Annotated in this window: 20 protein-coding genes and 1 rRNA gene; 5 read left to right on the top strand and 16 right to left on the bottom strand. The window is 73.5% G+C overall.

The features are described from left to right. Positions 1-441: 441 nt before the first annotated feature. The 4 genes from ald to ACF1A5_RS16280 all read right to left on the bottom strand — a co-directional run bounded on the left by ald (position 442) and on the right by ACF1A5_RS16280 (position 6,349). Positions 442-1,566 carry an alanine dehydrogenase gene (gene ald / locus ACF1A5_RS16295; RefSeq protein ID WP_392193514.1) on the bottom strand — a complete coding sequence of 375 codons (1,125 nt, stop codon included), beginning with the start codon at positions 1,564-1,566 and terminating at the stop codon, positions 442-444. Between the two features lie 135 nt (positions 1,567-1,701). Continuing rightward, the gene (locus ACF1A5_RS16290; RefSeq protein ID WP_392193513.1) at positions 1,702-3,789 is read right to left on the bottom strand and encodes a tetratricopeptide repeat protein; all 2,088 of its coding nucleotides are present in this window, start codon (positions 3,787-3,789) and stop codon (positions 1,702-1,704) included. Positions 3,790-3,973: 184 nt separating this feature from the next. Next, the gene (locus ACF1A5_RS16285; RefSeq protein WP_392193512.1) at positions 3,974-4,600 is read right to left on the bottom strand and encodes an NUDIX domain-containing protein; all 627 of its coding nucleotides are present in this window, start codon (positions 4,598-4,600) and stop codon (positions 3,974-3,976) included. Positions 4,601-4,684: 84 nt separating this feature from the next. Beyond that, positions 4,685-6,349, bottom strand: coding sequence for a CTP synthase (locus ACF1A5_RS16280; protein WP_392193812.1), 1,665 nt, complete (start codon positions 6,347-6,349; stop codon positions 4,685-4,687). Between the two features lie 514 nt (positions 6,350-6,863). On the opposite strand from ACF1A5_RS16280, the gene ACF1A5_RS16275 reads away from it, so the two are divergent. Further along, positions 6,864-8,666, top strand: coding sequence for a glycoside hydrolase family 15 protein (locus ACF1A5_RS16275; protein ID WP_392193811.1), 1,803 nt, complete (start codon positions 6,864-6,866; stop codon positions 8,664-8,666). Between the two features lie 70 nt (positions 8,667-8,736). After that, positions 8,737-10,383: a PucR family transcriptional regulator gene (locus tag ACF1A5_RS16270; protein ID WP_392193511.1), complete on the top strand. Its 1,647-nt coding sequence runs from the start codon at positions 8,737-8,739 to the stop codon at positions 10,381-10,383. Positions 10,384-10,495: 112 nt separating this feature from the next. On the opposite strand, the gene ACF1A5_RS16265 is transcribed toward ACF1A5_RS16270, so the two are convergent. The 6 genes from ACF1A5_RS16265 to ACF1A5_RS16240 all read right to left on the bottom strand — a co-directional run bounded on the left by ACF1A5_RS16265 (position 10,496) and on the right by ACF1A5_RS16240 (position 16,823). Next, positions 10,496-11,632 carry a glycosyltransferase family 4 protein gene (locus ACF1A5_RS16265; protein ID WP_392193510.1) on the bottom strand — a complete coding sequence of 379 codons (1,137 nt, stop codon included), beginning with the start codon at positions 11,630-11,632 and terminating at the stop codon, positions 10,496-10,498. A 256-nt stretch (positions 11,633-11,888) separates the two neighbouring features. Continuing rightward, positions 11,889-12,635, bottom strand: coding sequence for a hypothetical protein (locus ACF1A5_RS16260; RefSeq protein WP_392193509.1), 747 nt, complete (start codon positions 12,633-12,635; stop codon positions 11,889-11,891). Positions 12,636-12,772: 137 nt separating this feature from the next. Further along, entirely contained in the window at positions 12,773-14,515 is a 1,743-nt protein-coding gene (recN, locus tag ACF1A5_RS16255; protein ID WP_392193508.1) for a DNA repair protein RecN, read from the bottom strand. 199 nt (positions 14,516-14,714) lie between these two features. Then, a complete protein-coding gene (locus tag ACF1A5_RS16250) occupies positions 14,715-15,620 on the bottom strand; it encodes an NAD kinase (protein ID WP_392193507.1) in 906 nt (301 codons plus the stop codon). Continuing rightward, positions 15,617-16,432 carry a TlyA family RNA methyltransferase gene (locus ACF1A5_RS16245; RefSeq protein ID WP_392193506.1) on the bottom strand — a complete coding sequence of 272 codons (816 nt, stop codon included), beginning with the start codon at positions 16,430-16,432 and terminating at the stop codon, positions 15,617-15,619. Before ACF1A5_RS16245 ends, ACF1A5_RS16250 begins: the two co-directional genes overlap by 4 nt. 7 nt (positions 16,433-16,439) lie before the next feature. Continuing rightward, complete coding sequence (locus ACF1A5_RS16240) at positions 16,440-16,823, bottom strand: hypothetical protein (RefSeq protein WP_392193505.1); 384 nt, start codon at positions 16,821-16,823, stop codon at positions 16,440-16,442. A gap of 42 nt (positions 16,824-16,865) precedes the next feature. Here ACF1A5_RS16240 and ACF1A5_RS16235 point away from each other — a divergent pair, with 42 nt between their 5' ends. Then, complete coding sequence (locus ACF1A5_RS16235) at positions 16,866-17,213, top strand: sterol-binding protein (protein ID WP_392193504.1); 348 nt, start codon at positions 16,866-16,868, stop codon at positions 17,211-17,213. A gap of 9 nt (positions 17,214-17,222) precedes the next feature. Here the strand turns inward: ACF1A5_RS16235 and ACF1A5_RS16230 are convergent, their stop codons facing one another. Genes ACF1A5_RS16230 through ACF1A5_RS16215 form a run of 4 tightly spaced genes read right to left on the bottom strand, consistent with a single transcriptional unit; the run spans position 17,223 to position 21,344 of the window. Beyond that, positions 17,223-18,038: an ABC transporter ATP-binding protein gene (locus ACF1A5_RS16230; RefSeq protein WP_392193503.1), complete on the bottom strand. Its 816-nt coding sequence runs from the start codon at positions 18,036-18,038 to the stop codon at positions 17,223-17,225. Between the two features lie 40 nt (positions 18,039-18,078). Further along, positions 18,079-19,218, bottom strand: a complete 1,140-nt coding sequence (locus tag ACF1A5_RS16225; RefSeq protein ID WP_392193502.1) for a FecCD family ABC transporter permease — start codon at positions 19,216-19,218, stop codon at positions 18,079-18,081. After that, on the bottom strand, positions 19,215-20,258 hold the full coding sequence (locus tag ACF1A5_RS16220) for a FecCD family ABC transporter permease (protein ID WP_392193501.1): 1,044 nt from the start codon (positions 20,256-20,258) through the stop codon (positions 19,215-19,217). The genes ACF1A5_RS16225 and ACF1A5_RS16220 overlap by 4 nt, the downstream gene beginning before the upstream one ends. Before the next feature lie 57 nt (positions 20,259-20,315). Next, positions 20,316-21,344, bottom strand: a complete 1,029-nt coding sequence (locus ACF1A5_RS16215; RefSeq protein WP_392193500.1) for an HAD hydrolase-like protein — start codon at positions 21,342-21,344, stop codon at positions 20,316-20,318. A 72-nt stretch (positions 21,345-21,416) separates the two neighbouring features. Here ACF1A5_RS16215 and ACF1A5_RS16210 point away from each other — a divergent pair, with 72 nt between their 5' ends. After that, positions 21,417-22,706 (top strand): DUF1015 domain-containing protein, encoded by a 1,290-nt coding sequence (locus tag ACF1A5_RS16210; protein WP_392193499.1) that lies wholly within the window; start codon positions 21,417-21,419, stop codon positions 22,704-22,706. Positions 22,707-22,807: 101 nt separating this feature from the next. Here ACF1A5_RS16210 and ACF1A5_RS16205 read toward each other — a convergent pair whose 3' ends face one another. Further along, complete coding sequence (locus tag ACF1A5_RS16205; protein WP_392193810.1) at positions 22,808-23,593, bottom strand: hypothetical protein; 786 nt, start codon at positions 23,591-23,593, stop codon at positions 22,808-22,810. Positions 23,594-23,836: 243 nt separating this feature from the next. On the opposite strand from ACF1A5_RS16205, the gene ACF1A5_RS16200 reads away from it, so the two are divergent. Then, positions 23,837-24,778, top strand: coding sequence for a hypothetical protein (locus ACF1A5_RS16200; protein WP_392193824.1), 942 nt, complete (start codon positions 23,837-23,839; stop codon positions 24,776-24,778). Between the two features lie 120 nt (positions 24,779-24,898). On the opposite strand, the gene rrf is transcribed toward ACF1A5_RS16200, so the two are convergent. Continuing rightward, a 5S ribosomal RNA gene (gene rrf, locus ACF1A5_RS16195) occupies positions 24,899-25,015 on the bottom strand. Positions 25,016-25,184 lie beyond the last annotated feature (169 nt).

Genomic DNA, 25,184 nt, shown 5'->3' with positions numbered 1-25,184 from the left:
CCCGTGGAACCCTGGCCCCGCGCGGGCGTTCCTGGTTGACCACCCCCGGGAGAAAATGTCGACTCATTCACAAGTCGTCTTACCTCCTTGGTGACCAGGGAACTTCTAGACAGGTCAGCGTGGCACCATGCCGACGATTGGCGACTCTATGGCGTGTCGGGCGTCCGCAGCAACACAATCCGCCGGACCCGGCCCGATGTGTCGGCAATGAAACATCCCTCTGTCAAGGGCGTACGGCCGTCGCACGGCAGGTTTCACCGGTGCGTGAATCGGTCGATTGGTTGCGATCGGCGCGAGTTGACCGAGTGCGGCGAAGTGACCATACACACACCCGGCCGGACCTTGTCGGGCAAGGTCCGGCCGGGTGTGCGGCGTTGACGACCGGTGTTGACGTATCGCCTTTTGCCGATCGCCGACTTGACCGGCGGAGGTGGCGGCGGGTCAGCCGAGGAGAGTCTCCAGCTCCACGTGCTCCAGGCCGTGGGCCTCGGCGACCTCCCGGTAAACGACCTTGCCGTCATGGGTGTTGAGACCCTTGGCCAGCGCGGCGTCCCGGCGCAGCGCCTCCGCCCAGCCCCGGTTGGCCAGTTCGACGATGTACGGCAGCGTGGCGTTGGTCAGCGCGTAGGTCGAGGTGTTGGGCACCGCGCCGGGCATGTTGGCGACGCAGTAGAACACCGACTCGTGGACCCGGAAGGTCGGCTCGGCGTGCGTGGTCGGGTGGGAGTCCTCGAAGCAGCCGCCCTGGTCGATCGCGATGTCGACAAGGACACTTCCCGCCTTCATCCGGGACACCAGCTCGTTGGTGACCAGCTTCGGGGCCTTGGCGCCCGGGATGAGCACGGCACCGACGACGAGGTCGGCCTCGAGGCAGGCCTTCTCCAGCTCGAAGGCGTTGGAGACGACGGTCTGGATCTTCGTACCGAAGATCTTGTCCGCCTCCTTGAGCTTGTTGATGTCCTTGTCGAGCAGGGTGACGTGGAAGCCCAGGCCGATGGCGATCTGCGCGGCATTCCAGCCGGAGACGCCGCCGCCGATGATGACGGCCTTGCCGGCCGGCACGCCCGGGACGCCGCCCGGCAGCACACCCCGGCCGCCGGCGGCGCGCATCAGGTGGTAGGCGCCGACCTGCGGGGCGAGCCGGCCCGCCACCTCGGACATCGGGGCGAGCAGCGGCAGCGCGCGGTTCGCCAGCTCGACGGTCTCGTAGGCGATCGCCGTGGTGCCGGACTCCAGCAGGGCGTCCGTGCACTCCTTGGAGGCGGCCAGGTGCAGGTAGGTGAAGAGGATCTGGTCCTTGCGGAGGCGGTGGTACTCCTCCGCGACGGGCTCCTTGACCTTCAGCAGCAGGTCGGCGGAGGCCCAGACCTCGTCGGCGGTGTCCAGGATCTGGGCACCGGCGGCCACGTACTCCTCGTTCGGGATCGAGGAGCCGACGCCGGCGTTCCGCTCGACGACGACCTGGTGGCCGTGGCGCACCAGCTCGTGCACGCCGGCGGGGGTGATGGCCACCCGGAACTCGTTGTTCTTGACCTCGCGGGGGATGCCGACCTTCACGTCGATCACGGTCCTTGACTCAGGGATTGTGGGGCAATACGAGACGTACCCCGGCATGCGGGGGCATACCAGGAGACACCGCAGGAGAGCGAGCGGCAGAGCCAGTCTAATGAAGGCGTTCTCGCTGTCTAGCCTTTCATTGCATCAATCTTCAGCGGATGCGCTACGGATTTCGCAGGCGTTAGCGTCCTGTTCCGGCGATGTGGCGTCCGTGCCGCCGTCATCGGCTCCCTGGACCTCCTCTCCCAGGATGCGCTCGGCGGCCCCGCGGTGCAGGCTCGCGGCCACCGGGTCGCCGAGGCGCTCCAGGGTGTCGGCCAGCCGCAGCTGCAGCGCCGCCTGCAGCCGGACGTCGTCGGCGCGCCGGGCCCACTCGACCGCCTCCTGACAGGTGCGCAGCGACTCCGCGGGCCGCCCCGCGTACTCCTGGACCCGGGCCAGCTCGCTCAACGCCCTGGCGTGCGCGGGCACATCGCCGGTCCTGCGGTGCTCGGCGATGGCCGCGCGCCAGTTGCGCAGGGCCTCGCCGTAGCGGCCCGCGTAGGTGTGCGCGCCGGCGATCCGGCCGTACAGCCGGGCGGCCTCCTCGTGCTCGCCGCGGGCCAGGCGCTGGGACAGGGCCCGGCCGAACCAGTCGGCGGCCCGGTCGTGATCGCCGAGCTCCTGGTGGGCCCCGCCTACGGATTCCATCGCGCGGCCGGTCGCGTAGGGGTCGTTCGCCTCCCGGCCGGCGTCCAATGCGGCCCGGTAGCGGGCCAGCGCCTGGGCCGTCCGGCCGGTGCGGGCGTCCAGGTCGGCGAGGTTCAGCAGGGCCGCGGCGCGCTCGCGGGGCAGCCGCCGCCGCTCGGCCACGTCCAGCACGAGGCGGTGGATGCCGTACAGGTCACCGGCGGCGGCCTGGGTGCCGAAGTGGGCGACCATCGCCCGCACGAGCTGGGACATCAGCCGGCGGGCCAGGGTGTCCAGCTCCCCGTCGGCCACCGCGAGCCGGGCGGCGGCGAGCAGGGCGGGCCGCCGGGCCCGCAGCCAGTCCTCGGCGGCCCGCGGGGTGGGAAAGCGCAGTGCGGGGGGCAGGCCCTTCAGCTTCTCCCGGGTCTCCGGGCTGTCGGTCTCGGTGATCGCGCGGCAGGTCTGCAGCAGCCGTACGGTGCGCTCCAGCATCCGGGCGCGGGCCAGTTGCAGCTCGGCGGGGCGGTCCTGGGCCCGGGCCAGGGACAGCAGCAGCGGATGCAGGCAGCCGGGGACCTCGTACCGCGGCAGCGGCGCGGGCACGGCCCGCAGCAGGCCCGCCCCGGCGAGGTCGTCGAGGATGCCCCGCGCGCTGTCGAGGGAGCAGCCGGCGAGCGCGGAGGCGGTGTGCGGGTCGACGTCGCCGGCCGGGGCGAGGGCGAGCAGCCGCAGCATCCGCGCGGCACCGGCCGGCAGGGAGGCGTGCGCGAGCCGCAGGACGCGGCCGAGCGGGGTCCCCTCGTCGGGGTCGGCGTGCAGCTGCTTGGCGAGGTCGGCGACGGCCGCCTGGGGGTGGGCGGCCAGCCAGCCGCCCGCCAGGGTGAGTGCGGTGGGCTGCCCCTGGAGCAGCTCCACCAGGCCCTCGGCTGACCGCGGGTCGACGGTGACGCGGACCGGGTCGATGTGCCGGGTCAGGAGCTCCAGCGACGACTTGGTGTCGAGGCCGCCGAGGGTGCAGGGGCGGACGTCCGCGATGCCGGTGAGCGGGCCCCGGGCGACGGCGACGAGCAGGCAGTCCGCGTTGTCCGGGAGCAGCGCGTCGACATGCTCGGCGCCGGGCGCGTCGTCCAGCAGGAGCAGGGCCGCGCGGTCGGCGAGGGCGGCCCGGAACGCCTCGGCGAGGTCGTCCTCGGTGGCGCCGGGCGGGGCGGGCAGGCCGAGGGCGGCGAGCAGTTCGCGGGCGGCGCGCTCGACGGGCACCGGCGTGCCGTCGGGCTCGGTGAGCCGGGCGCGCAGCACCCCGCCGGGGTAACGGTCCGCTACCTGCCGCACGAGTTCCTCGGCGAGCGCGGTCCGGCCGGAACCGGGCCTGCCCGCGATGAGGAGGACCCGGGCGCGCGGGGCCTTGCGGCCCGAGATGGTGTCCAGGCCGGCTCGCTCGATGTCGGCGCGCAGCTCCTTCAACTCCCGTGCGCGGCCCAGGAATCGGTGTTCCCCGGCCGCGGAGACCGGGCCCTTTCCGGACGGGTTCGCACCGCTCGGTTCCACCGCCTGATCCGCCACGGGCCACACTCCCGTCCCACCGCACGCGCAAGCCCGCCGGGACTCCGGTCCGGGCGTCCTCAGAGCCTAGTTCACGCTCTGCGACCTTCCCGGCGGAGCACGGCGATGGGGTCGCCCGATCGGATCAGGCGATGGTCACACCGGAACGGGAGGGAGTGGTCCCAGGTAGCGGAGTGCGGTGGTTTCAGGACTCGAAGGGGCGGGCCGGCCAGGGCGCCTCCGCCGGACGCAACGCGTCCAGCCCGTCCCCGGTCCGCGCCGCGACGAGCGAGAGGACGCCGGCGACCAGGCAGGTGTTGTGCAGGTCGCCCGCGAGCACGCCCCGCACGAGGTCCTCGACCGGCACCCGGGCCAGCTCCAGGTCGATCTCCTCGTGCTCGGCCTCGAACTTCGCGCCCTCGGCCTCGGACAGTCCGCGGGCGAGGAAGATCCGCACGGCCTCGTCGCTGCCGCCGGGGCTGGTGTACAGGTCGGTGAGCACCCGCCAGTCCTCGGCCTTGACGTGCGCCTCCTCGTAGAGCTCGCGCTGGGCGGCGTGCAGCGGGTTCTCACCGGGCACGTCGAGCAGGCCGGCCGGGATCTCCCACAGCCTCTGCCGTACGGGGTGGCGGTACTGGCGGATCACCACCACGCGGCCGGCGTCGTCCAGGGCCAGGATCGCCACCGAGCCGGGGTGGACCTGGTAGTCGCGGGTGACCACGGTGCCGTCGGGCATGACCACCTCGTCGGTACGGACCGAGGTCTTGTTCCCGGTGAACGGGGTCTCCGTGGCCCGGGTCTCCCACTCCTCGGGGATGTCCTTGATCGTCATGCCCTGTCCTTCCGCACGTACAAAAAGAGAACGGGGGTGCGGACCATTGAAGGAACGCACCCCCGTCACCGTACAACTGGTGTGTTACTCGGAGCCCTTGCGCATCGCGTCCTGCCGCTGCACGGCCGCCTTCACCAGCCCCGCGAACAGCGGGTGGGGGCGGGTCGGCCGCGAGCGCAGCTCGGGGTGCGCCTGGGTGGCGACCAGGTACGGGTGGACGTCGCGCGGGTACTCGACGTACTCGACGAGCTTGCCGTCCGGCGAGGTGCCGGAGAAGACGATGCCCGCCTTCTTCTCCAGCTCCGCGCGGTAGGCGTTGTTCACCTCGTAGCGGTGGCGGTGGCGCTCCTCGACGTACTCCTTGTCGTCGTACACCTCGCGCACGATCGAGCCCTCGGCCAGCTTGGCCGGGTACATGCCCAGGCGCATCGTGCCGCCCATGTCGCCCTCGCCTGCGACGATGTCGAGCTGCTCGGCCATGGTGGAGATCACCGGGTGGCCGGTGGCCGGGTCGAACTCGGTGGAGTTGGCGTCGGAGATGCCGGCGAGGCTGCGCGCGGCCTCGATCACGATGCACTGCAGGCCCAGGCAGAGGCCGAGCAGCGGGATCCCGTTCTCGCGGGCGTAGCGGATGGCGCCGACCTTGCCGAGCACGCCGCGGTCGCCGAAGCCGCCCGGGATGCAGATGCCGTCGACGTCGGCGAGCTGCGCCTTGGCGCCGGCCGGGGTCTTGCAGTCGTCCGAGGTGACCCACTTGATCTTCACGCGGGCCTTGTTGGCGAAGCCGCCCGCGCGCAGCGCCTCGGTGACCGACAGATAGGCGTCGGGCAGGTCGATGTACTTGCCGACCAGGGCGAGGGTGATCTCGTGGTCGGGGTTGTGGACGCGGTCGAGCAGGTCGTCCCAGGTCGTCCAGTCCACGTCGCGGAAGGGCAGGTCGAGCTTGCGCACGACGTAGGCGTCCAGGCCCTCGGAGTGCACGACCTTCGGGATGTCGTAGATCGAGCGGGCGTCCGGGCAGGCGACGACGGCAGCCTCGTCGACGTCGCACATCAGGGAGATCTTGCGCTTGATCGCGGTGGGCACCTCGCGGTCGCAGCGCAGCACGATCGCGTCCGGCTGGATACCGATGTTGCGCAGGGCGGCGACGGAGTGCTGGGTCGGCTTGGTCTTCAGCTCACCGGAGGGGCCGATGTAGGGCAGCAGCGAGATGTGGACCACGAAGACGTTGTCGCGTCCGACCTCGTGCCGGACCTGGCGGACGGTCTCCAGGAACGGAAGCGACTCGATGTCGCCGACCGTGCCGCCGACCTCGGTGATCACCACGTCGACCTCGTCCGTCGCCATGCGGCGGATGCGGTGCTTGATCTCGTTGGTGATGTGCGGGATGACCTGCACGGTGTCGCCCAGGTACTCGCCGCGCCGCTCCTTGGCGATCACGGTCGAGTAGACCTGACCGGTGGTGACGTTGGCGGAGCCGTCCAGGTCCCGGTCGAGGAAGCGCTCGTAGTGGCCGATGTCCAGGTCGGTCTCGGCTCCGTCGTTGGTGACGAACACCTCACCGTGCTGGAAGGGGTTCATCGTGCCCGGGTCGACGTTCAGGTACGGGTCGAGCTTCTGCATCACGACGCGCAGGCCACGGGCCTTGAGCAGCATGCCCAGGCTGGAGGCGGTGAGGCCCTTGCCGAGCGAGGAGGCGACACCCCCGGTGACGAAGATGTGCTTGGTCGTCGTAGATTTCGGCGGCATGGCCAAGAGGGGGCTCCCGTGGTCGCGGTTCGGATGCGGTGCGGCGGCCCGGCCCGGAAATCCCGGGTCGCCGGGCGGAGGCGCCGTCGCTGCGGTTCGGGGGGATCGAGCCCACCGGTCCACGGGCTACCAGGGTATCAGCGCCGGAGAGGGATGACTTCCGGCCACGCTCCGCGCACATCTCGACACGGGCGCGCACTGGTCACGGGTTTATCACCCGTGGCTCACCCTTTCGGCGCATGCGCGTTGGCCCGAGGGGCACCCGCATCAACTACGTGCGTCGTATCCTGCTCGGACACTCTCTGCCGAGCCCGGCCGGCTACACGGCACCACCCCCCGCCCGTGACCACCGGCACAACGTGTGCTCGTCAGTTCGTTGAGCAACAATGGACGCTTTGTCCCACCAGCGAGCGGCCGATTGCCTCACCGCTCGACGACGTATTACAACGACCCCTTGACCGCACTAGCGACCGCCCCCATGCGGGGTGACGTGGCCGTTCGACTGGAGTTGCACGTGGCCGGGCGCATCGAAGACTACGCACTCATCGGAGACATGCAGACCGCTGCCCTGGTCTGCCGGGACGGGACGGTCGACTGGCTGTGCCTGCCCCGCTTCGACTCGCACGCCATCTTCGCCGGTCTGCTGGGTACGGAGGAACACGGCCTCTGGCGTCTCGGCCCCGCCCACGCGGCGGACGAGGAGCCGCCCACCGCGGCCCGGCGCAGCTACCGCGGCGACTCGCTGATCCTGGAGTCGGAGTGGGACACCCCGCGCGGCACGGTCCGCGTGACCGATTTCATGCCCCCGCGCGACGGCGCCCCGCAGGTCATCCGGATCGTGGAGGGCGTCACCGGCCGGGTCCCCATGCGCTCGTCGCTGCGGATGCGGTTCTCCTACGGCCGGATCGTGCCGTGGGTGCACCGGTACGACAAGCGCACGGTCGCGGTCGCGGGCCCGGACTCCGTGTGGTTCGACACGGAGGTGGAGACCTACGGCGAGTCGCTGACCACGTACGCGGACTTCACGGTCGCTCCCGGTGACCGGATCGCGTTCACCATCTCGTGGCAGCCCTCGCACAAGGAGGCGCCGCCGCTGCCGGAGCCGGAGCAGTCGCTGGAGGCGACGGAGGACTTCTGGCGCGAGTGGGTCGGGCACTGCACCTACCACGGCCCCTACCGCGAGGCGGTGGTCCGCTCCCTGATCACGCTCAAGGCGCTGACGTACGCCCCCACGGGCGGCATCGTCGCCGCGCCCACCACCTCCCTGCCGGAGGACGTCGGCGGCGTACGGAACTGGGACTACCGCTACACCTGGCTGCGGGACGCGGCGATCACCCTGTCCTCGCTGCTGCGCACCGGCTACCGCGAGGAGGCCCGCGCCTGGCGCGAGTGGCTGCTGCGGGCGGTCGCCGGCGACCCGGAGAACCTGCAGATCATGTACGGCATCGCCGGTGAGCGCGAACTCGGCGAGGCGGAGCTGGACTGGCTGCCCGGCTACGAGAACTCCGCGCCGGTCCGGGTGGGCAACGGCGCCGCGCACCAGCTCCAGCTCGACGTGTACGGCGAGGTCACCGAGGCCCTGCACCTGGCGCACATGACCGGTCTGGCCCGCAACGACTACGCCTCACTGCTCCAGCTGAAGCTGATCCGCTACCTGGAGAAGCACTGGCAGGAGCCGGACGAGGGCATCTGGGAGGTGCGCGGCCCGCGCCGCCACTTCGTGCACTCCAAGGTGATGGCCTGGGTCGCCGTCGACCGCACCATCAAGCTGATCGAGTCCGGCGACGCCGACGGCCCGCTGGAGGAGTGGAAGGAGCTGCGCGACGACATCCACCGGGACGTGTGCGAGAAGGGGTACGACAAGGAGCGCAACACCTTCACGCAGTCCTACGGCTCCCGGGAGCTGGACGCGTCGCTGCTGCTCATCCCGCAGATGGGCTTCCTGCCGCCGGACGACAAGCGCGTGATCGGCACCATCGAGGCGATCCAGCGCGAGCTCTCCACCTCGGACGGCTTCATCCTGCGCTACCCGACCGACGGCGAGCACGCGGGCGTCGACGGCCTGCCCGGCGACGAGGGCGCCTTCCTGGCCTGCTCGTTCTGGATGGCCGACGACCTGGCGATGATCGGCCGCGTGGAGGAGGCCCGGAAGCTGTTCGAGAAGCTGCTGTCGCTGCGCAACGACCTCGGGCTGCTGGCCGAGGAGTGGGACCCGAGGCTCCAGCGCCAGGTGGGCAACTTCCCCCAGGCCTTCAGCCACGTCCCGCTGATCGACACGGCCCTGCGCCTGACGGCGAGCGGGGCGTACGGGGGCTGAGCTTCCCGCAGGTCGGCGCCGGGGACGGCGAACTGTCCCGGCGCCGCCGCCCCGGGGTAGCGTCCGCTGCATGGACCGCAGATTCGACACCGAGGGAGCCGGGATCACGGTCCAGCGCGCCCTCGAGCTGCCCGGCCTCCGCAGCGGCCTCCCGGAGGTCCTGGCCGGCGCCGACCGGCTGAACCGCACCGTCCGCTGGGTGCACGCCGGCGAGGTCCCCAACATCGCCTCTCTCCTCAAGGGCGGCGAACTCCTGCTGACCACGGGCTACGGCCTCGGCACCCGCCCCGCCGACCAGCGCGCCTTCGTCCGCACGCTCGCCGACCGCGGCATCGCGGCCCTCGTCGTGGAACTCGGCCCCCGTTTCGCCCGGCTGCCCGCAGCCCTGGTCGAGACGGCCCGCGCCGCCGGTCTGCCGCTGGTGCAGCTGCACCGCGAGGTGCCGTTCGTGACGGTCACCGAGGAGGTCCACACGGAGATCGTCAACGGCCACTACGCGCTGCTCCAGCGGGCCGAGGAGGTGCACCGGCGCTGCACGGAGGCCCTGCTCGGCGGCGGCGGGGTGCCGCAGGTCCTCGGCATCCTCGCCGACTTCGGCGGCAACCCGGTGTTCCTGGAGACCCCGGACGGCCGGCTGCTGTACGCGGCCGGGTCCGGCCCCGAGGGCGCCGATCCGCTCCAGGTGTGGGAGGGGCTGCGCGGGCAGCACAAGGACGTCCCGCCGCCGGCCGGGTCGGTCCTCGTGGACGTGCCCGGTGGCGGCCCGGGGGCGGGCGCGGTGCGCGCCCGGCTCGTGCTGCTGCCGGTCCGCTCCCCCCTCGGTCCGGTGCACCGCATGGCCGCCGAACGGGCCGCGGGCATCCTGGCCGTGGTGCTGATGCAGGCCCGGCAGGAGGAGGAGCTGGCGGCCCGCGGCCGCGGCGACTTCCTCACCGACCTCGCCGAGGGCCGGATCACCGCGGAGGACGCCCCGGCGCAGGCCCGCGTCCTCGGCTTCAAGCCCGGCGGCAGCCCGCTGCTGCCCGTGGTCATGCGGCTCGGTGACGCCCTCGCGCCCGGCGGGGGCTGGGCGGTGCTCGCGCGCGCGGTCGCCGAGGAGCTCGCCTCGGTGGGCGTGCCGGTGCTGCTGGGCGTACGGCCGGTCGAGGGCCGCGTCCTGCTGCTGGTGGGGCTGCGCGCGGAGCCGGAGCGGCCGACGGTCGCGGACCGGGTCGCGGCGGCGCTGCGGGCCGGTGTGGAGCGGGCCGGGATGCGGCGGCCGGGCGCGCAGCCCCCGGTCGTGGTCTTCGGGGTGGCCGGCGGCTGGGCGGCCGCGTCGGCGGGCCTGCGGCACGCGGCCGAGACGGCGACGGCGGCGCTGGGACTGCCGGAGCAGCCCTGGTACGACGCCCGCCGCCTCGACATCGACCTGCTGCTGTGGCGGCTGCGCGACCATCCTGACCTGGCGGCCTTCGTGGACCGCGCCATCGGCCCGATCCGGGACCACGACAACCGGTCCCGGCCGCCACTGCTTCCCACCCTCCAGACGTACCTCGCGCACGCGGGCCGCAAGGCGGAGACGGCCCGCGAGCTGCACCTCAACCGGCAGACGCTCTACAACCGCCTGGCGCGCATCGGCGAGTTGCTGGGCACGGACCTCGACGACCCCCAGACGGTACTGGCGTTGAGCCTCGCCCTGCGGGCACGCCGCCACGTGCCGCAGGTCGGCGGGGCGTAGCCGAGGGGGCGTTGGGGCCGGCGGAGGCGGTGTGGGGGCCGGCGGCACTCGGTGGGGGCGGCCCGGACCGTGCGCGGGGCGCCCCGGATCACCGGACCGGGAACCGATCGCCTCAGATCAGCGGCCGGGGCTGCGTCAACTCGTCGTACACGCTGAGGACTTGGGCGACGGTCTCGTCCTCGGTGGGCCAGGTGGCCGCCTGCCGGGTGCCCCGCTCCCGCAGCGCCTCGCGTCGCCCGGGGTCGCCGAGCAGCCGTACGACGGCATCGGCGAACGCCTTGGCGTCCTGATGCGGGACCAGTTCGGCCGCGTCGCCGACGATCTCGGGGATGCCGCCGGTGCGCGCGGCGACCAGCGGGACGCCCGCGTGCAGGGCCTCCTGCGCGAGGACGGAGCGGGACTCCCCGCTCCTGGGCAGCAGCGCCAAGTCGGCGGCGGCGAGCAGTTCGCCCACGTCGTCGCGCCGTCCCACGAGCCGGACCGGCAGTTCCTCGTCCTCGATCCGGCGCTGCAGGACCGCGCGCAGCGGCCCCTCCCCCGCGATCACCACCAGCGGCGCGGGATCGAGGTCCCGCCAGCCGTGGGCGGCGTCCAGCAGGAGCTCGTGGCCCCGGTGCCGTTCGAGGGCGGCAACGGCGATGAGCAACGGCCGCCCGGTGGAGCCGAGTTCGGCGCGCACCTTGGACCGGGGGCGCTCGGGGTCCTCGTACCCGGCGGTGCCGCGCGGCCGGGGTACCGCGATCGCGGCGAGCCGCGCGTCCCGCGCACCCCTGCGGCGGGCCCGGTCCACGAGCTGCGAGGTGGTGCCGAGCACGACGGTCGCGGCCTTGGCGACCCGCCGCTCCAGCAGGCGCAGCAGCTGGGCGCGGGGGCCCTCGGCGCGGGTGTGGTTGTGCCAGGTGACGACGAGCGGTGTGGTGCGCCCGCTGAGCGCGAGCGCCGCACGGAACGAGGCGTGCAGCCCGTGCGCGTGCACCAGGTCCGCGTCCGAGCAGATCGTGCGCAGCGCGGCCACCGACACCGGGTCGCTGCTGCGCGGCACGGGGACATGGGCGGCGCCGGCCCCGGTGAAGTCGTAGGCGCGGTCGGTCTCGTCGGGGGCGCACACGGTGACCCGTACGCCCCGGGCGACCAGCCCCGCGGACAGCGACCGCACGTGCGCGCTGCTGCCGGCGTTGCCTCCGCCGAGCACCTGCACGGTGCGCAGCGGCGACTGACCGTGCGGTGCGTGGCTGCTCACGGGGCTCACGTGGCCGGGGCTCCTGGGTCGGGGTGGGACGGTCACGAGGAAACGTACAGAAGGTCCCGCGCGGTCAGGATGTACCGCGCGTTACCTTCACGTGCCGGGTTTCCGCCCCAAGGATGCCAGCACGTACGGGTGTTCCGGGAATGCCAGGGTGCGTCAAGAGCAGGAAGGGGTTACCGGGCGTCCGGCCGGTATGCGTCACCCACACGGGTGATGAACCCTCCGGGGGGTGAGGCACGGTCCGGACGCACCGAGCTTGTCAGAAACGGGCAAGCCCGCTCACCTTGTCGCCGAAGACGGCCACGGCCACCACCGCGGCGGCGTGCGCGACCAGTCCGGGGCGCCCGTTGCACACGACAGCGGCCGTGCCGACGGCCGCGCCCAGGGCGTGCGCCCCCGCGTCACCGATCATCACGCGCTCCCCCAGGTCGTCGGGCAGGACGGCCGCGGCGGCGCCCGTCGCCGCGGCGGCCAGCTCCGCGCCAGGGCCCCGGCGCAGCAGCCCGGGCGCTCCGAGCGCGAGCACCACCACGGCGGCGCGGCCGGGGCGCACGTCCACGAGGTTGACGGCGTGCGCGGCCCCGGCGATCACGATGCCCGCGAGCACCTTGTCGAGCGGCCGCTCCTTGAGCAGCGCGCCCGCCCGGAGACCGGCGGCGGAGATGCCGAAGAGCTTGACCGCTCCGCTGGTGATCTCGCCGTGCCGCAGGGCCGTGGGGTGGGCGCGGAAGCCGCGCCGGGGGTCGCCGGCCCCGGCGATGTCGTCGTAGGCCCCGCAGGCACCGGCGACCGCGACCGCGAAGGCGGCGGCAGGCCGCACCCGCCCCGCGGCGACCGCCGCGGCCAGCGCGGTCGCGGGACCCGCGTACAGGCCGACGGCCCGGCCGGCGTGGTTCCTCCGCTCCCAGCGCTCCCGGCCGCCGGGCGCGGTGGCACGCAGGACGGCGGTCCCGGCCCGGGCGAGCCCGGCGGCCAGCACGAACGACACGGCGACACGGCGGATCATCCCGCCACCCTACGGTCCCCGACCCGCCACGTCCGGGCCGGATCACCGGCCGGCGCACGCGATGGCCGGACGCCCCTGTCGCACCGACGGGATGCGCGGCCCCCGGGGCCCCGCACGTCCGCCCGGCGCCGGTCCGGCTACAGGTCCGCGCGGGCCGTGGCCAGGAGTTCCTCGGCGTGGGCGCGGGCCGTCTCCGAGTCCTCCTGACCCGCCAGCATCCGGGACAGCTCGCGGATGCGGTCCTCGCCCTCCAGCACCTTCACGCCGGACCGGGTCACCGAACCGTCGTCGGTCTTCTCCACCAGCAGCTGCCGGTCGGCGAAGGCGGCGACCTGCGGCAGGTGCGTCACCACGACGACCTGCGCGGTCTTCGCCAGGCGGGCCAGCCGCCGTCCGATCTCCACGGCGGCCTTGCCGCCGACGCCCGCGTCGACCTCGTCGAAGAGATACGTCGGCACCGGGTCCGTCCCCGCGAACACCACCTCGACGGCCAGCATCACGCGCGACAGCTCACCGCCCGAGGCGCCCTTGGCGATGGGCCGGGGCGGCGCCCCGGGGTGCGGGGCGAGCAGCAGCTCGACCTCGTCGGCGCCCGACGGCCCGTAGGCGACCGCGCGCCCGCCGACCTCGACGCCTTCGGGGTCCTCGGTCTGCCGGATGGCGAAGGACACGCGCGCGTGCGGCATCGCGAGCGAGGCCAGCTCGGCGGTCACGGCGGCGGCGAACCGTTCCGCGGCCTCCGTCCGGGCGTCCGTCAACGCCTGTGTCAGCCCGCCCAGTTCGGTGCGCAGGGCGTCCCGCTCGGCGGTCAGCTCCCCGATCCGCTCGTCGTCGCCGTCCAGCTCGGTCAGCCGGGCGGCGCTCTGCTCGGCCCAGGCCAGTACGGCGTTCACGTCCTCGCCGTACTTCCGGGTCAGTGCGGTCAGTGCCGACCGCCGCTCCTCCACCGCGGACAGCCGCAGCGGATCGGCGTCCAGGTCGTCGGCGTACCCGGCCAGTTCCCCGGCCACGTCGCCCAGCAGGATCCCGATCTCCCCGATCCGGTCGGCGAGCGCGGCCAGCGCCGGATCGTGCGCACGCACGGCCTCCAGGGCCCGCTGGGCACCCGCGACGAGGGTCGCCGCGTCGATGCCCTCGGGGTCCTCCGGGTTGCCCGCGAGCGCGGCGTGCGCGGCCGTCGCGGCGGACGAGAGGGCCTCCGCGTGCCCGAGCCGCTCCGCCTCCTCGGCCAGTTCCCCGTCCTCGCCGGCCCGCGGCTCGACGGCGCCGATCTCGTCGAGGCCGTAACGCAGCATGTCGGCCTCCTGGGCCCGCTCACGCGCGCGCGTGGTGATCTCCTCCAGTTCGGCGGAGACGGCCCGCAGCCGCCGGTAGGCCTCGGCGTACTTGGCGAGCGGCCCGGCGACCGCGTCCCCGGCGTACCGGTCGAGCGCCTGCCGCTGCCGGTTCAGCTTCAGCAGCCCCTGCTGGTCGGTCTGCCCGTGCACGGCCACCAGGTCGTCGGCGAGTTCACCGAGCAGCCCGACGGGCACGCTGCGCCCGCCCAGGTGCGCCCGGGAACGCCCCTCGGCGGAAACGGTACGGCTGATCAGCAGCGCCCCGTCGTCGAGCTCCGCCCCGGCCTCCTCGGCGCGTACGACGGCCGCGGTGCCCGCGGGTACGGCGACCCGGCCCTCCACGACCGCCTTCCCGGCGCCGATCCGGACGAGCGCCGGGTCCGCGCGCCCGCCCAGCAGCAGCCCCAGGCTGGTGACCACCATGGTCTTGCCCGCGCCCGTCTCGCCCGTGACCGCAGTGAACCCCGGCGACAGCTCGACGACCGCGTCGTCGATGACTCCGAGCGACCGTATCCGCATCTCCTCCAACACGACCCCGACCATACGAGGTTTCGCTCGTGTCGCGCGACGCGCCCCACCCGTCCGGGGAAACCACGGACCGTCACCGGTGACCGGGGCGGTCGTTCACCAGTGCGTCCCCGCCTTCGCCGGGGTGATCCGGTCGTCTCCGTCTCGGACGAGCCGCGGATGCGGTGCTCCCCGCCCGACGCGGGGCGCGCGGGAGCCGTGCCGGGGCACGCTCCTAGTGCGGAGCCCCCCGCCACCCGGTCACCGGCAGCGCGAACTTCGCCACCAGCCGGTCCGTGAACGAGGCGTGGTGCAGCCGGGCGAGCCGCACCGGGACGGCCCCCCGCCGCACCTCGACCCGCGCGCCCGGCGGCAGTTCCACGGTCCGCCGCCCGTCGCACCACAGCACCCCCGGCGGCACATGCGGCAGCACCTCGACGGCAAGCACCGAGTCGGGAGAGGTCACCAGCGGCTTGGCGAACAGCGCGTGCGCGCTGATCGGCACCATGAGCAGCGCCTCCACCTCGGGCCACACCACCGGCCCCCCGGCGGAGAAGGCGTACGCGGTCGACCCGGTGGGCGTGGCGCACACGATCCCGTCGCAGCCGAACGCCGTCACCGGCCGCCCGTCGATCTCCAGCACCACCTCGAGCATCCGCTCGGCGGACACCTTCTGCACCGCGGCCTCGTTCAGCGCCCAGTCGGTGTGCACGATGTCCCCGTTGCGGTGCACGACCACGTCGACGGTCATGCGCTCCTCGACCTCGTAGGCCCGGCTGACCACCCGGTCGACGACCTTGTCCAAATCGTCCCGCTCGGCCTCGGCGAGGAACCCGACCCGGCCGAGGTTCACGCCGAGCATCGGTACCCCGGACGCGCGGGCGAACTCCGCCCCGCGCAGCAGCGTGCCGTCGCCACCGAGCACGATGAGCAGTTCACACCCGTCGAGGCACTGCGGGGTGGCCTCCTTGACCAGCTCCACCTCGTCCGGCAGCGGCAGGTCGAGCGCCTCCGCCTCCAGCACGCGCACGCCGATGCCGCACCGCAGCAGCCCCTTGACCACGAGTTCGGCACTGCGGATGGCCGCCGGCCGCCCGGTGTGGGCCAGCAGGAATACGGTTCGAGCTTGGGTCTGTGTCAACGCGGCCCCTCCGCCACTGCACGGTGAACATCGGCCGGGTCCAGTTCCGGTGCACCGGCCCTCAGCCACAGAAAGTACTCGACGTTTCCGGAGGGACCGGGCAGCGGGCTGGCGGCGACACCCCGTACCCCGAGCCCCAGTTCCCAGGCCTTCGCGGCCACCCCGCGCACGGCCTCCGCGCGCAGCTCCGGACTGCGCACGACACCCCCGCTCCCCAGCCGTTCCTTCCCCACCTCGAACTGGGGCTTGACCATCATCACGAGGTCGGCGTCCGGCTTCACGCACCGCACCAGGGCAGGCAGCACCAGGCCGAGCGGGATGAAGGAAAGGTCCCCCACGACAAGATCCACAGGCTCCCCATCGATCGCTTCGAGCGTCAACTCGCGTACGTTCGTACGGTCCTTGACGGTCACGCGTTCATCGCTCTGCAGAGACCAGGCGAGTTGTCCGTATCCGACGTCGACGGCGACGACGTGCGCGGCTCCCGCCCGCAGCAGGACGTCGGTGAAGCCCCCGGTGGACGCGCCGGCGTCCAGCGCCCGCCGCCCCTCCACCACGAGCCCCCGCGGGACGAAGGCGGCCAGCGCGCCGGCCAGTTTGTGGCCGCCCCGGGAGACGTAGTCGGGGTCGCTGCCGTCGGACGCCACGACGATGGCGGCGGCGGTCTCCACCTGGGTGGCGGGCTTGGTCGCGACGGTCTTGCCGACGGTGACCCGGCCGGCGGCGATCAGCTGGCTGGCGTGCTCGCGCGAGCGCGCGAGCTTGCGGCGGACCAGCTCCGCGTCGAGACGGCGGCGTGCGACTCCTGCCACGTTCGGTTCAGCTCCTGTTGTCGAAAGGTCGTGCGGGCGCCGGGGGCGCCGGGGGTCCCGGGCGGGTGTCGAGCGCGGTGAGCGCGTCGCGCAAACCCCGGTGTACATCCTCGTACACCTCGACATGACCGTCCGTGGCCAGGTGGTCGGCGTCGCCGAGCCGCTCCAGGACCGCGTCGACGCCGGCGTCGCCGGTGGGGGTGCGCGGCACGTTCAGCGGGGCCGGGGCGGCGGGGTCGTCCTCGTCCACGGACGCGGCGGTGTCCCCGGGCTCGGCGGTGTCCTCGGCGTCGGCGCCGTGCACGGGGGCGTCCTCGTACCCGACGGGCTCGGCGGTGTCGTCGTACCCGGATTCGACCGCTGGGGCGGAGGAGGAGACGGAGTCGCTCATGCCCCGACGCTACCCCGAAGCGCTGCGGTACCGTCGGTCGCGATGGCCACGATCGAGGAGTGCCGCACGGCACTGGAGAAGCTCTCGGACACCATGCGGGGCGCCGAGGGCGACGTTCGCGCCGCCGCGGCCATGGACCGCTCCGTGAGCTGCCTGATCACCGACCTGGACGTCACCTTCGTGGGTCTCCTCACCGGAGGCCGGATAGAGGTGCACCACACGCTCACGGAGCCGCCGGCCGAGAGCGCCCAGATCAGGCTCGCCATGACCGGCGACGACCTGGTGGCGCTGGTCGACGGCGATCTGCACTTCGCCAGGGCCTGGGGCTCGGGCCGGGTGCGGCTGGAGGCGAGCCTGTTCGACCTGTTCCGGCTCAGGAAGCTGCTGTAGCCGCCCGGTTCAGGGGGCCCCGTCGACCGCCACGCGCGCGCGTGTCGCACGCGCCGCCGGGACGACCAGCGGCGTTCCCGTCTCAGGGTCGTCGACGACCTGGCAGCGCAGCCCGAAGACCTCCTCCACCAGCTCGGCCGTGACGATGTCCTCCGGCGCGCCCGCGGCGACCACCTTCCCGGCCCGCAGGGCGACGAGGTGGGTGGCGTAGCGGGCGGCGTGGTTGAGGTCGTGCAGCACGGCGACCAGGGTGCGTCCCTGTTCCTCGTGCAGCTCGGCGCACAGGTCGAGCACGTCGATCTGGTGCTGGATGTCCAGATACGTCGTCGGCTCGTCCAGCAGCAGCAGCGGCGTCTGCTGCGCGAGCGCCATGGCGATCCACACCCGCTGCCGCTGACCGCCCGACAGCTCGTCGACGTACCGGTCGGCGAGCCCGGCGACCCCGGTCCGCTCCATCGACTCCCGCACGACCCGCTCGTCCTCGGCGGACCACTGCCGCAGGACGCCCTGGTGCGGATACCGGCCGCGGCCCACCAGGTCGCCCACGGTGATGCCGTCGGGCGCGATCGAGGACTGCGGCAGCAGACCCAGCGTGCGGGCGACCTTCCTGGCCGGCAGCGACTGGATGGCCTGCCCGTCGAGCAGGACCCGGCCCGCGCGCGGCCTGAGCATCCGCGACAGCGCCCGCAGCAGGGTGGACTTGCCGCACGCGTTCGGGCCGACGATCACCGTGAAGGAGTGGTCGGGGATCTCCACCGACAGCCGTTCGGCGATGACGCGCTGGTCGTAGGCGAGGGTGACGTCGTCGGCGGACAGGCGGTTCACGAGGCTCCTCCGGGGGCGGAATCGTCGGGGCGGGAGGCGCTCATATCCGGCCCGCTCGGCGCTCGGTGACCAGCAGTACCAGCAGGTACGCTCCGCCGAGCACGCCGGTGACCACGCCGACGGGCAGCCGGTCGGCGCCGAAGGCGCGCTGCGCGGCCCAGTCCGCGGTGACCAGCAGGGCGGCGCCCGTGCAGAGGGAGGGCAGGAGGTTCGGGCCCGGGGATCGTGTCAGCCGGCGGGCGAGCTGGGGTGCGGTCAGGGCGACGAAGCCGACGGGACCGGCGGCGGCGGTGGCGGCGGACGTGAGCAGCACGGCGGAGCCGAGCAGCAGCAGCCGTACGCGCTCGACGCGCACCCCGAGGGCGTACGCCACGTCGTCGCCCATCTCCGTCATCCGCAGGCCGGGCGCGTGGGCCAGGACCAGCGGCAGGAGCAGGGCGCACAGCGCGAGCAGCGGCCCGACCTGGCTCCAGTCGCGGCCGTCCAGGGAGCCGGTCATCCACAGCACCGCGCGCGCCGCGTCCACGAAGTCGGCCTTGGTGATCAGGTAGCCGTTGACCGCCGTGACCACGGCGCCGGCGCCGATGCCGACCAGGACCAGCCTGTACCCGTGCACGCCCTGCTTCCGGGCGAGCAGGTAGAGGGCGGTTCCGGTCGCCAGACCGCCGGCCAGCGCGCCTAGGCTGACCGCGGTGGCGTCGCCCGAGAACAGGACGATCACGGTCAGCGCGCCGGCGGTCGCACCCTGCGAGAGCCCGAGCACGTCCGGGCTGCCCAGCGGATTCCGGGAGACGGACTGGAACAGTGCACCGCCGAGCCCGAGGCAGCCGCCCACCAGCAGCCCGACGAGGACGCGTGGCAGCCGCAGTTCGCGGACGACGAACTCCTGGCCCGGACTGCCGTGACCGAGCAGCGTCCGGAGCACGTCCGCGACGGGGATCGGGAAGTCGCCGGTGCCGATCAGCGCCACACCGGCGGCCAGGGCGGCCAGCGCCAGCAGGACGACGACGGCGCAGGTCCGGATGTCGACGCGGAAGGACAGGCCGCCCGGGGTGCGGACGACGCGCGGACCGCGGGGCGCGCGGGGGCGGGCGGCGAGCGGACCGCGGGTGTCGTGGCCGCGGGGGGCGAGCGGGTCACGAGTGGCGCGGCCGGTCCGGTCGGCGGGAGCGCTCTTCACAGCCGCGCCGTCCTGCGCCGCCGTACCAGCAGGATGAACACCGGGCCCCCGATGATCGCGGTGACGACCCCGACCTGGAGCTCGGCCGGCCGGGCGGCGATCCGCCCGACGACGTCGGCGCCGAGCAGCAGCACGGGTGCCAGGAGCGCGGCGTACGGCAGGATCCAGCGCAGGTCGGGGCCGGTGAAGGAGCGCACCGCGTGCGGGACCATCAGCCCGACGAAGACGATCGGCCCGCAGACGGCGGTCGCCGCTCCGCACAGCACGGTCGCGGCGAGCATCGCCAGCGCGCGGGTGCGGTGCGGCCGGGCGCCGAGGGCGCGGGCGGTGTCGTCCCCCATCGCCAGGGCGTTGAGCGGCCGGGCGAGCAGCAGGGCGAGGACCGTGCCGGCCGCGAGGAACGGCAGCACCTGGGTAAGGGTGCCGGTGTCCGCGGAGGCCAGCGACCCCACGGTCCAGAAGCGCATCCTGCCGAGCGCGGCGCCGTCCGTGATCATCACGGCCTGCAGATAGCCGTAGAGCGCGGCGCTGATCGCGGTGCCGGCGAGGGCGAGCCGCACCGGTGTGGCCCCCCGGCTGCCGCCGAGGAACCACACCAGCGCGCCCACGGCGGCCGCGCCGAGGAAGGCGAACCAGACGTACCCGCTCAGGCTGGTGACGCCGAAGTACGTGAGGGCGGTGACGACGGCGGCCGACGCGCCCGCGTTGATGCCGAGCAGCCCGGGGTCGGCCAGCGGATTGCGGGTCAGCGCCTGCAGCAGGGCCCCCGAGAGACCGAGGGCGGCGCCGGCGAGCACACCGAGAAGGGTCCGGGACAGCCGCTCGCCGACCACGACGTCGCCGTACCGCCCCGAGTCCAGGAACAGCCCGTGCCAGACCTGGGCCAGGGAGAGATCCTTGGCGCCGATCGCGATGCTCGCCAGCGCGACGAGCGCCAGGATCGCGGCGGAGGCCAGGAGCCCGGCGGCTCGTACCGCGCGGCGGGTCGGAGGCACCGCGGCCGCCGGCGCGCGCTCTCGGGGAGGACTGTCGACCAACACGAGGTTAGGTTAGCCTACCCTCTCCAATCCCTCGACGGCGCGTCCGGCCGGAGCCTCTCACACCCCCAGTCGCGCCAGTGCCTTCGCCGCGTCCAGCGCGCACGCGCCGTCCCCGGCCGCCGTCCACGCCGCCGCGCACAGCGCGCGCAGCCCGTCCAGCGACTGCCCCTCGCCTTCCAGCTCCAGCCGCTCCGCCCCCGCCGTCGCCGTCCACCCGCCGCACCGGAAACCGTCACCCGCGGGGGTGACGTCCGGCTGCCCGGTGAGCAGCCCCCGCAGATCGGCGTCGACGTACGTAGGCCGGTGCTCGGGCCGCGCGGCGAGCAGCCGCGCCCCGTCGGTCACGCCGGTCAGCACCAGCAACGAGTCGACATCGCCGTTGAACGCGCCCTCGATGTCCGTGTCCAGCCGGTCCCCGACCACCAGGGGGCGCCGCGCGCCGGTCCGCAGAACCGTCTCGCGGTGCATCGGCGGCAGCGGCTTGCCCGCCACCTGCGGCTCGGCGCCGGTGGCGATCCGTACGACCTCCACCGCCGCGCCGTTGCCGGGCGCGATCCCCCGCGCGCCGGGGATCGTCAGGTCGGTGTTGGAGGCGAACCACGGCACTCCGCGCGCGACGGCGTAGCAGGCCTCGGCGAAACGCCCCCACGCCAGCTCGGGCCCGCCGTACCCCTGCACCACCGCCGCCGGATCGTCGTCGGCCGACTCGACCGGCTCCAGCCCGCGCTCGCGCAGCGCCACCCGCAGCCCCTCCCCGCCGACCACCAGCACCCGCGCTCCCGCCGGCACCTGCTCGGCGATCAGCCGGGCCACCGCCTGGGCGGAGGTGACGACGTCGGACCCCGCGGCCGGTATCCCCAGCTCGGTGAGGTGCGCGGCCACGGCGTCCGGGGTGCGCAGGGCGTTGTTGGTGACGTAGGCCAGATGCATGCCGCCCGTCCGGGCGGTGCCGAGCGACTCGACGGCGTGCGCGATCGCCTCCCCGCCCGCGTAGACCACGCCGTCCAGGTCGAGCAGGGCCGTGTCGTACGCCTCGCTCAGGGCCTGCTCACTGCCCTCGGGCCTTGTCCTGACGCCCTGGCTCATTCCGCATCGCTCCTCGTGTCGCCGGTTTCCCCCGATCATCGCGCACACCGCCGGCGCACGTACGATGCCGGGATGAACACAGGTCCTTCGCAGGCGACGGCGGGCCACGGCCTCGACATCACCCCGTTCCGAGGCCTTCGCTACGACCCCGACCGGGTCGGCAGTCTGGCCGCCGTGACGTCCCCACCGTACGACGTCGTCGTACGCCCGGACGGCCTGCACCACCTCGAGTCCGCGGACCCCTACAACATCGTCCGCCTGATCCTGCCCCAGGCCGAGACGCCCAGTGCCCGCAACAAGCAGGCGGCGGAGACCCTGCGCCGCTGGCTTTCCGAGGGCGTCCTCACCGCCGACGCCGAACCGGGCCTGTACGTCTACGAGCAGCGCGACGGCGACGGGATGCTGCAGCGCGGCCTGATCGGCGCACTGCGCGTGTCGGACCCGGAGGAGGGCGTCGTCCTGCCTCACGAGGACGTCATGCCGCACGTCGTCGCGGACCGCGCGGCGCTGATGCGTGCGACGTCCGCGAACCTGGAACCGCTGCTGCTGACGTACCGCGGCCACGACTCCACCGCCTTCGCCTCCCTGCTCGTCGAACGCACCGCCGAACGGCCCCCGCTGCTGTCGACCACCACCGAGGACGGGTTCTGCCACCGCCTGTGGGCCGTCACCGACCCCGCCGACGTGGCCGCCGTGCGGGAGGACCTGGCCGGGCACCAGGCCCTGATCGCCGACGGGCACCACCGCTGGGCCACCTACTGCCGTCTACGCGCGGAGCACCCCTCCCCCAGCCCCTGGGACTACGGTCTGGTCCTCCTCGTCGACACCGCGCGCTACCCGCTCCGGGTCCGCGCCATCCACCGCCTGCTGCACAATCTGCCGGTCGCCGACGCGCTGTCGGCGCTGGAGGGCCTGTTCCGCGTGCGGCACCTGGAGGTGCCGCTGGCGCAGGCGCTGGAGGCACTCGCGGACGCGGCCTGCGCGGGCAACGCCTTCCTGCTCGCCGGGGACGGCGCCTTCCACCTGGTGGACCGCCCCGACCCGGACCTGCTGGCCCGGACGGTGCCCGCCGACCGCCCCGCGGCCTGGCGCACCCTGGACGCGACGGTCCTGCACGCCACTCTCCTCGAACACGTCTGGGGAATCCCTGAGGACTCCCCGGCCCACATCGCCTACATCCACGACACGGTCGCCACCGTGGAGAAGGCCGAACGCGACGGCGGTACGGCGGTCCTGCTGCACCCCGTCCGCGAGGAGGTCGTGCGCGACCTGGCCCGGCAGGGCGTCACAATGCCCCGGAAGTCCACGTCGTTCGGCCCCAAGCCGGCCTCGGGGCTGGTCCTGCGGGCGCTCGACGTCTGAGCGTTGCCGAAGTACGCGCGCACGCGGCACGAAGAAGGAAGGGCGGGCCCGCAGGGGGCCCGCCCTTCTTCGTCTCACCGACCCGGCGTCAGCACCTGACGTCAGTCCGTGCCGTTGTCCTTGTCCCTGTCGTCGTCGGCGGCGGTCGCGGGCGTGGCCTCGGAGCCGCGCTCGTTGTCGTGCCCGCGCTCGTTCTCGCTGTCGCTCTCGTCGAGCGCGTCGACGAACTCCACGCCGTCCAGCTCGGCCAGCCGGTCGGAGGCGTCGGTGCTGCCGTCCCGGTCGGCCTCGACGGCCTTCGCGAACCACTCGCGCGCCTCGCCCTGACGGCCGGCCGCGAGCAGGGCGTCGGCGTAGGCGTACCGCAGTCGCGCCGTCCACGGCTGGACCGAGTTCGAGGCCAGCTCCGGGCTCTGCAGCGTCACGATCGCCGCGTCGAGCTGGCCCATGTCCCGCCGGGCACCCGCCGCCACGAGCCGCATCTCGACCTGACCGGCCTTGTCGAGCTTGTGCACCTCCGGGGCGCCGGCCATCTCCAGCGCCTTCTCCGGCCGCCCGCGACCGCGCTCGCAGTCGGCCATGACCGGCCACAGCTCGACGTTGCCCGTCATCCGCCGCGCGGTACGGAACTCGCCGAGCGCCTCCTCGTACTTCTGGTTCGCGTACGCGGCGAAGCCGGCCGCCTCGCGTACGGCGGCGACACGGGAGGCCAACCGGAGAGCGACCTTGGCGTAACCGTAGGCACCCTCGGGGTCCTCGTCGATGAGCCGGCCGGCCATCACCAGGTTCCGTGCGACGTCCTCCGCGAGCGTCTTGGGCAGGCTCTGCAGCTCCTGACGTACGTCCTTGTCGATCTCGTCGCCGGTGACGTCCTCGGGGATCGGCAGCCGCTTGATGGGCTCACGGTCCCGGTCGCGGTCCCGCTCGTCACGGAACCGGCCACCACCGCGCCGGTCGTCACCACGCCGGTCGTCGCGGCCACGGAAGCCACCGGGGCGGTCGTCGCGGCCACGGAAGCCACCGGGGCGTCCGCCGCGGTCGTCCCGACGGGGCCCACGCCCACCGCGGTCGTCGCGTCCGCGGTAGCCGCCACGGTCACCACCGCGGTCGCCCCGATCGTCACGACGGCCGTGACCACCGCGGTCTTCGTCACGACGCCCGTACCCAGCGCGGTCATCGTCGCGGCGGCCTACGTAGCCGCCCCTGTCGTCGTCGCGGCGGCCGTAGCCGGCCCGGTCACCGTCGCGCCGGTCGTCACGGCGGTCATCGCGCCTGTCGTCACGGCGGTCGTCACGGCGTCCGTACCCGCCGCGGTCACCGCGGTCGTCACGGCCACGGAAGCCACCGCGCTCGGGCCGGTCGGTCCGGTCGTCCCGGCGGAAACCGCGGTCCCGGTCACGGTCGTCGCGGCGGAAGCCGCCACGGTCGTCATCACGCCGGAAGCCACGGCGGTCGTCGCGTCGGTCATCACGGCGGTCGTCCCGCCTGTCGTCACGGCGGTCATCACGCCTGTCGTCACGGCGGTCGTCGCGACGGTCATCACGCCTGTCGTCCCGCCTGTCGTCCCGCCTGTCGTCGCGACGGTAGGAAGGACGGTCTCCGTCGCGGCGGAAACCACGGTCGCGGTCGTCACGGCGCGGGCCGGCAGGCCGGTCGTCGCGACGGCCGTATCCGCCCCGGTCGTCACGGTCGTCACGGCGCGGGCCGGCAGGCCGGTCGTCACGACGGCCGTATCCGCCCCGGTCGTCACGGTCGTCACGGCGCGGGCCGGCAGGCCGGTCGTCACGACGGCCGTAACCGCCCCGGTCGTCACGGTCGTCACGGCGCGGGCCGGCAGGCCGGTCGTCACGACGGCCGTAACCGCCGCGGTCACCACCGCGGTCGCCGCGGTCACCTCGGTCGTCGCGACGGCCGTAACCACCGCGGTCGTCGTCTCGACGGCCGTAGCCGGCACGCTCGTTGCCGCGACGCGGGCCCCCGCGGTAGCCGCCACGGTCACCGCGGTCACCCTCGTCCCGGCGGCGCTGCTCGCGCTCCGGACGCTCGTCGGGAGAGTTGGTGGACATCGGTGACTCCTGTCTGCTGTACCGCAAGTCATTCTCGCGCAGCCGGGTACCCGACGCGCAGTGGAAAAAAAGAAAAGGACCCCTGGTCCCAGCTGAACGCTGGTGACCAGGGGTCCTTCAAAAATTGTTCGGCGGCGTCCTACTCTCCCACAGGGTCCCCCCTGCAGTACCATCGGCGCTGTGAGGCTTAGCTTCCGGGTTCGAAATGTAACCGGGCGTTTCCCTCACGCTATGACCACCGAAACCCTAATGGTTTCGAGCGAACAAGCACACTCTTCAATTGTGTGTTCAGCTCTCGGCCGGCAACGGTCGTTGCCTCAGAACTAACACAGTGGACGCGAGCAACTGAGGACAAGCCCTCGGCCTATTAGTACCGGTCACCTCCACACGTTACCGTGCTTCCAGATCCGGC

Origin of the sequence: Streptomyces sp. NPDC014864 (assembly GCF_043081525.1) — a bacterium.
Classification (GTDB): domain Bacteria; phylum Actinomycetota; class Actinomycetes; order Streptomycetales; family Streptomycetaceae; genus Streptomyces.
Note: the sequence above shows the minus strand (reverse complement) of the source record. Positions and strands in the feature narration are given on the sequence as shown.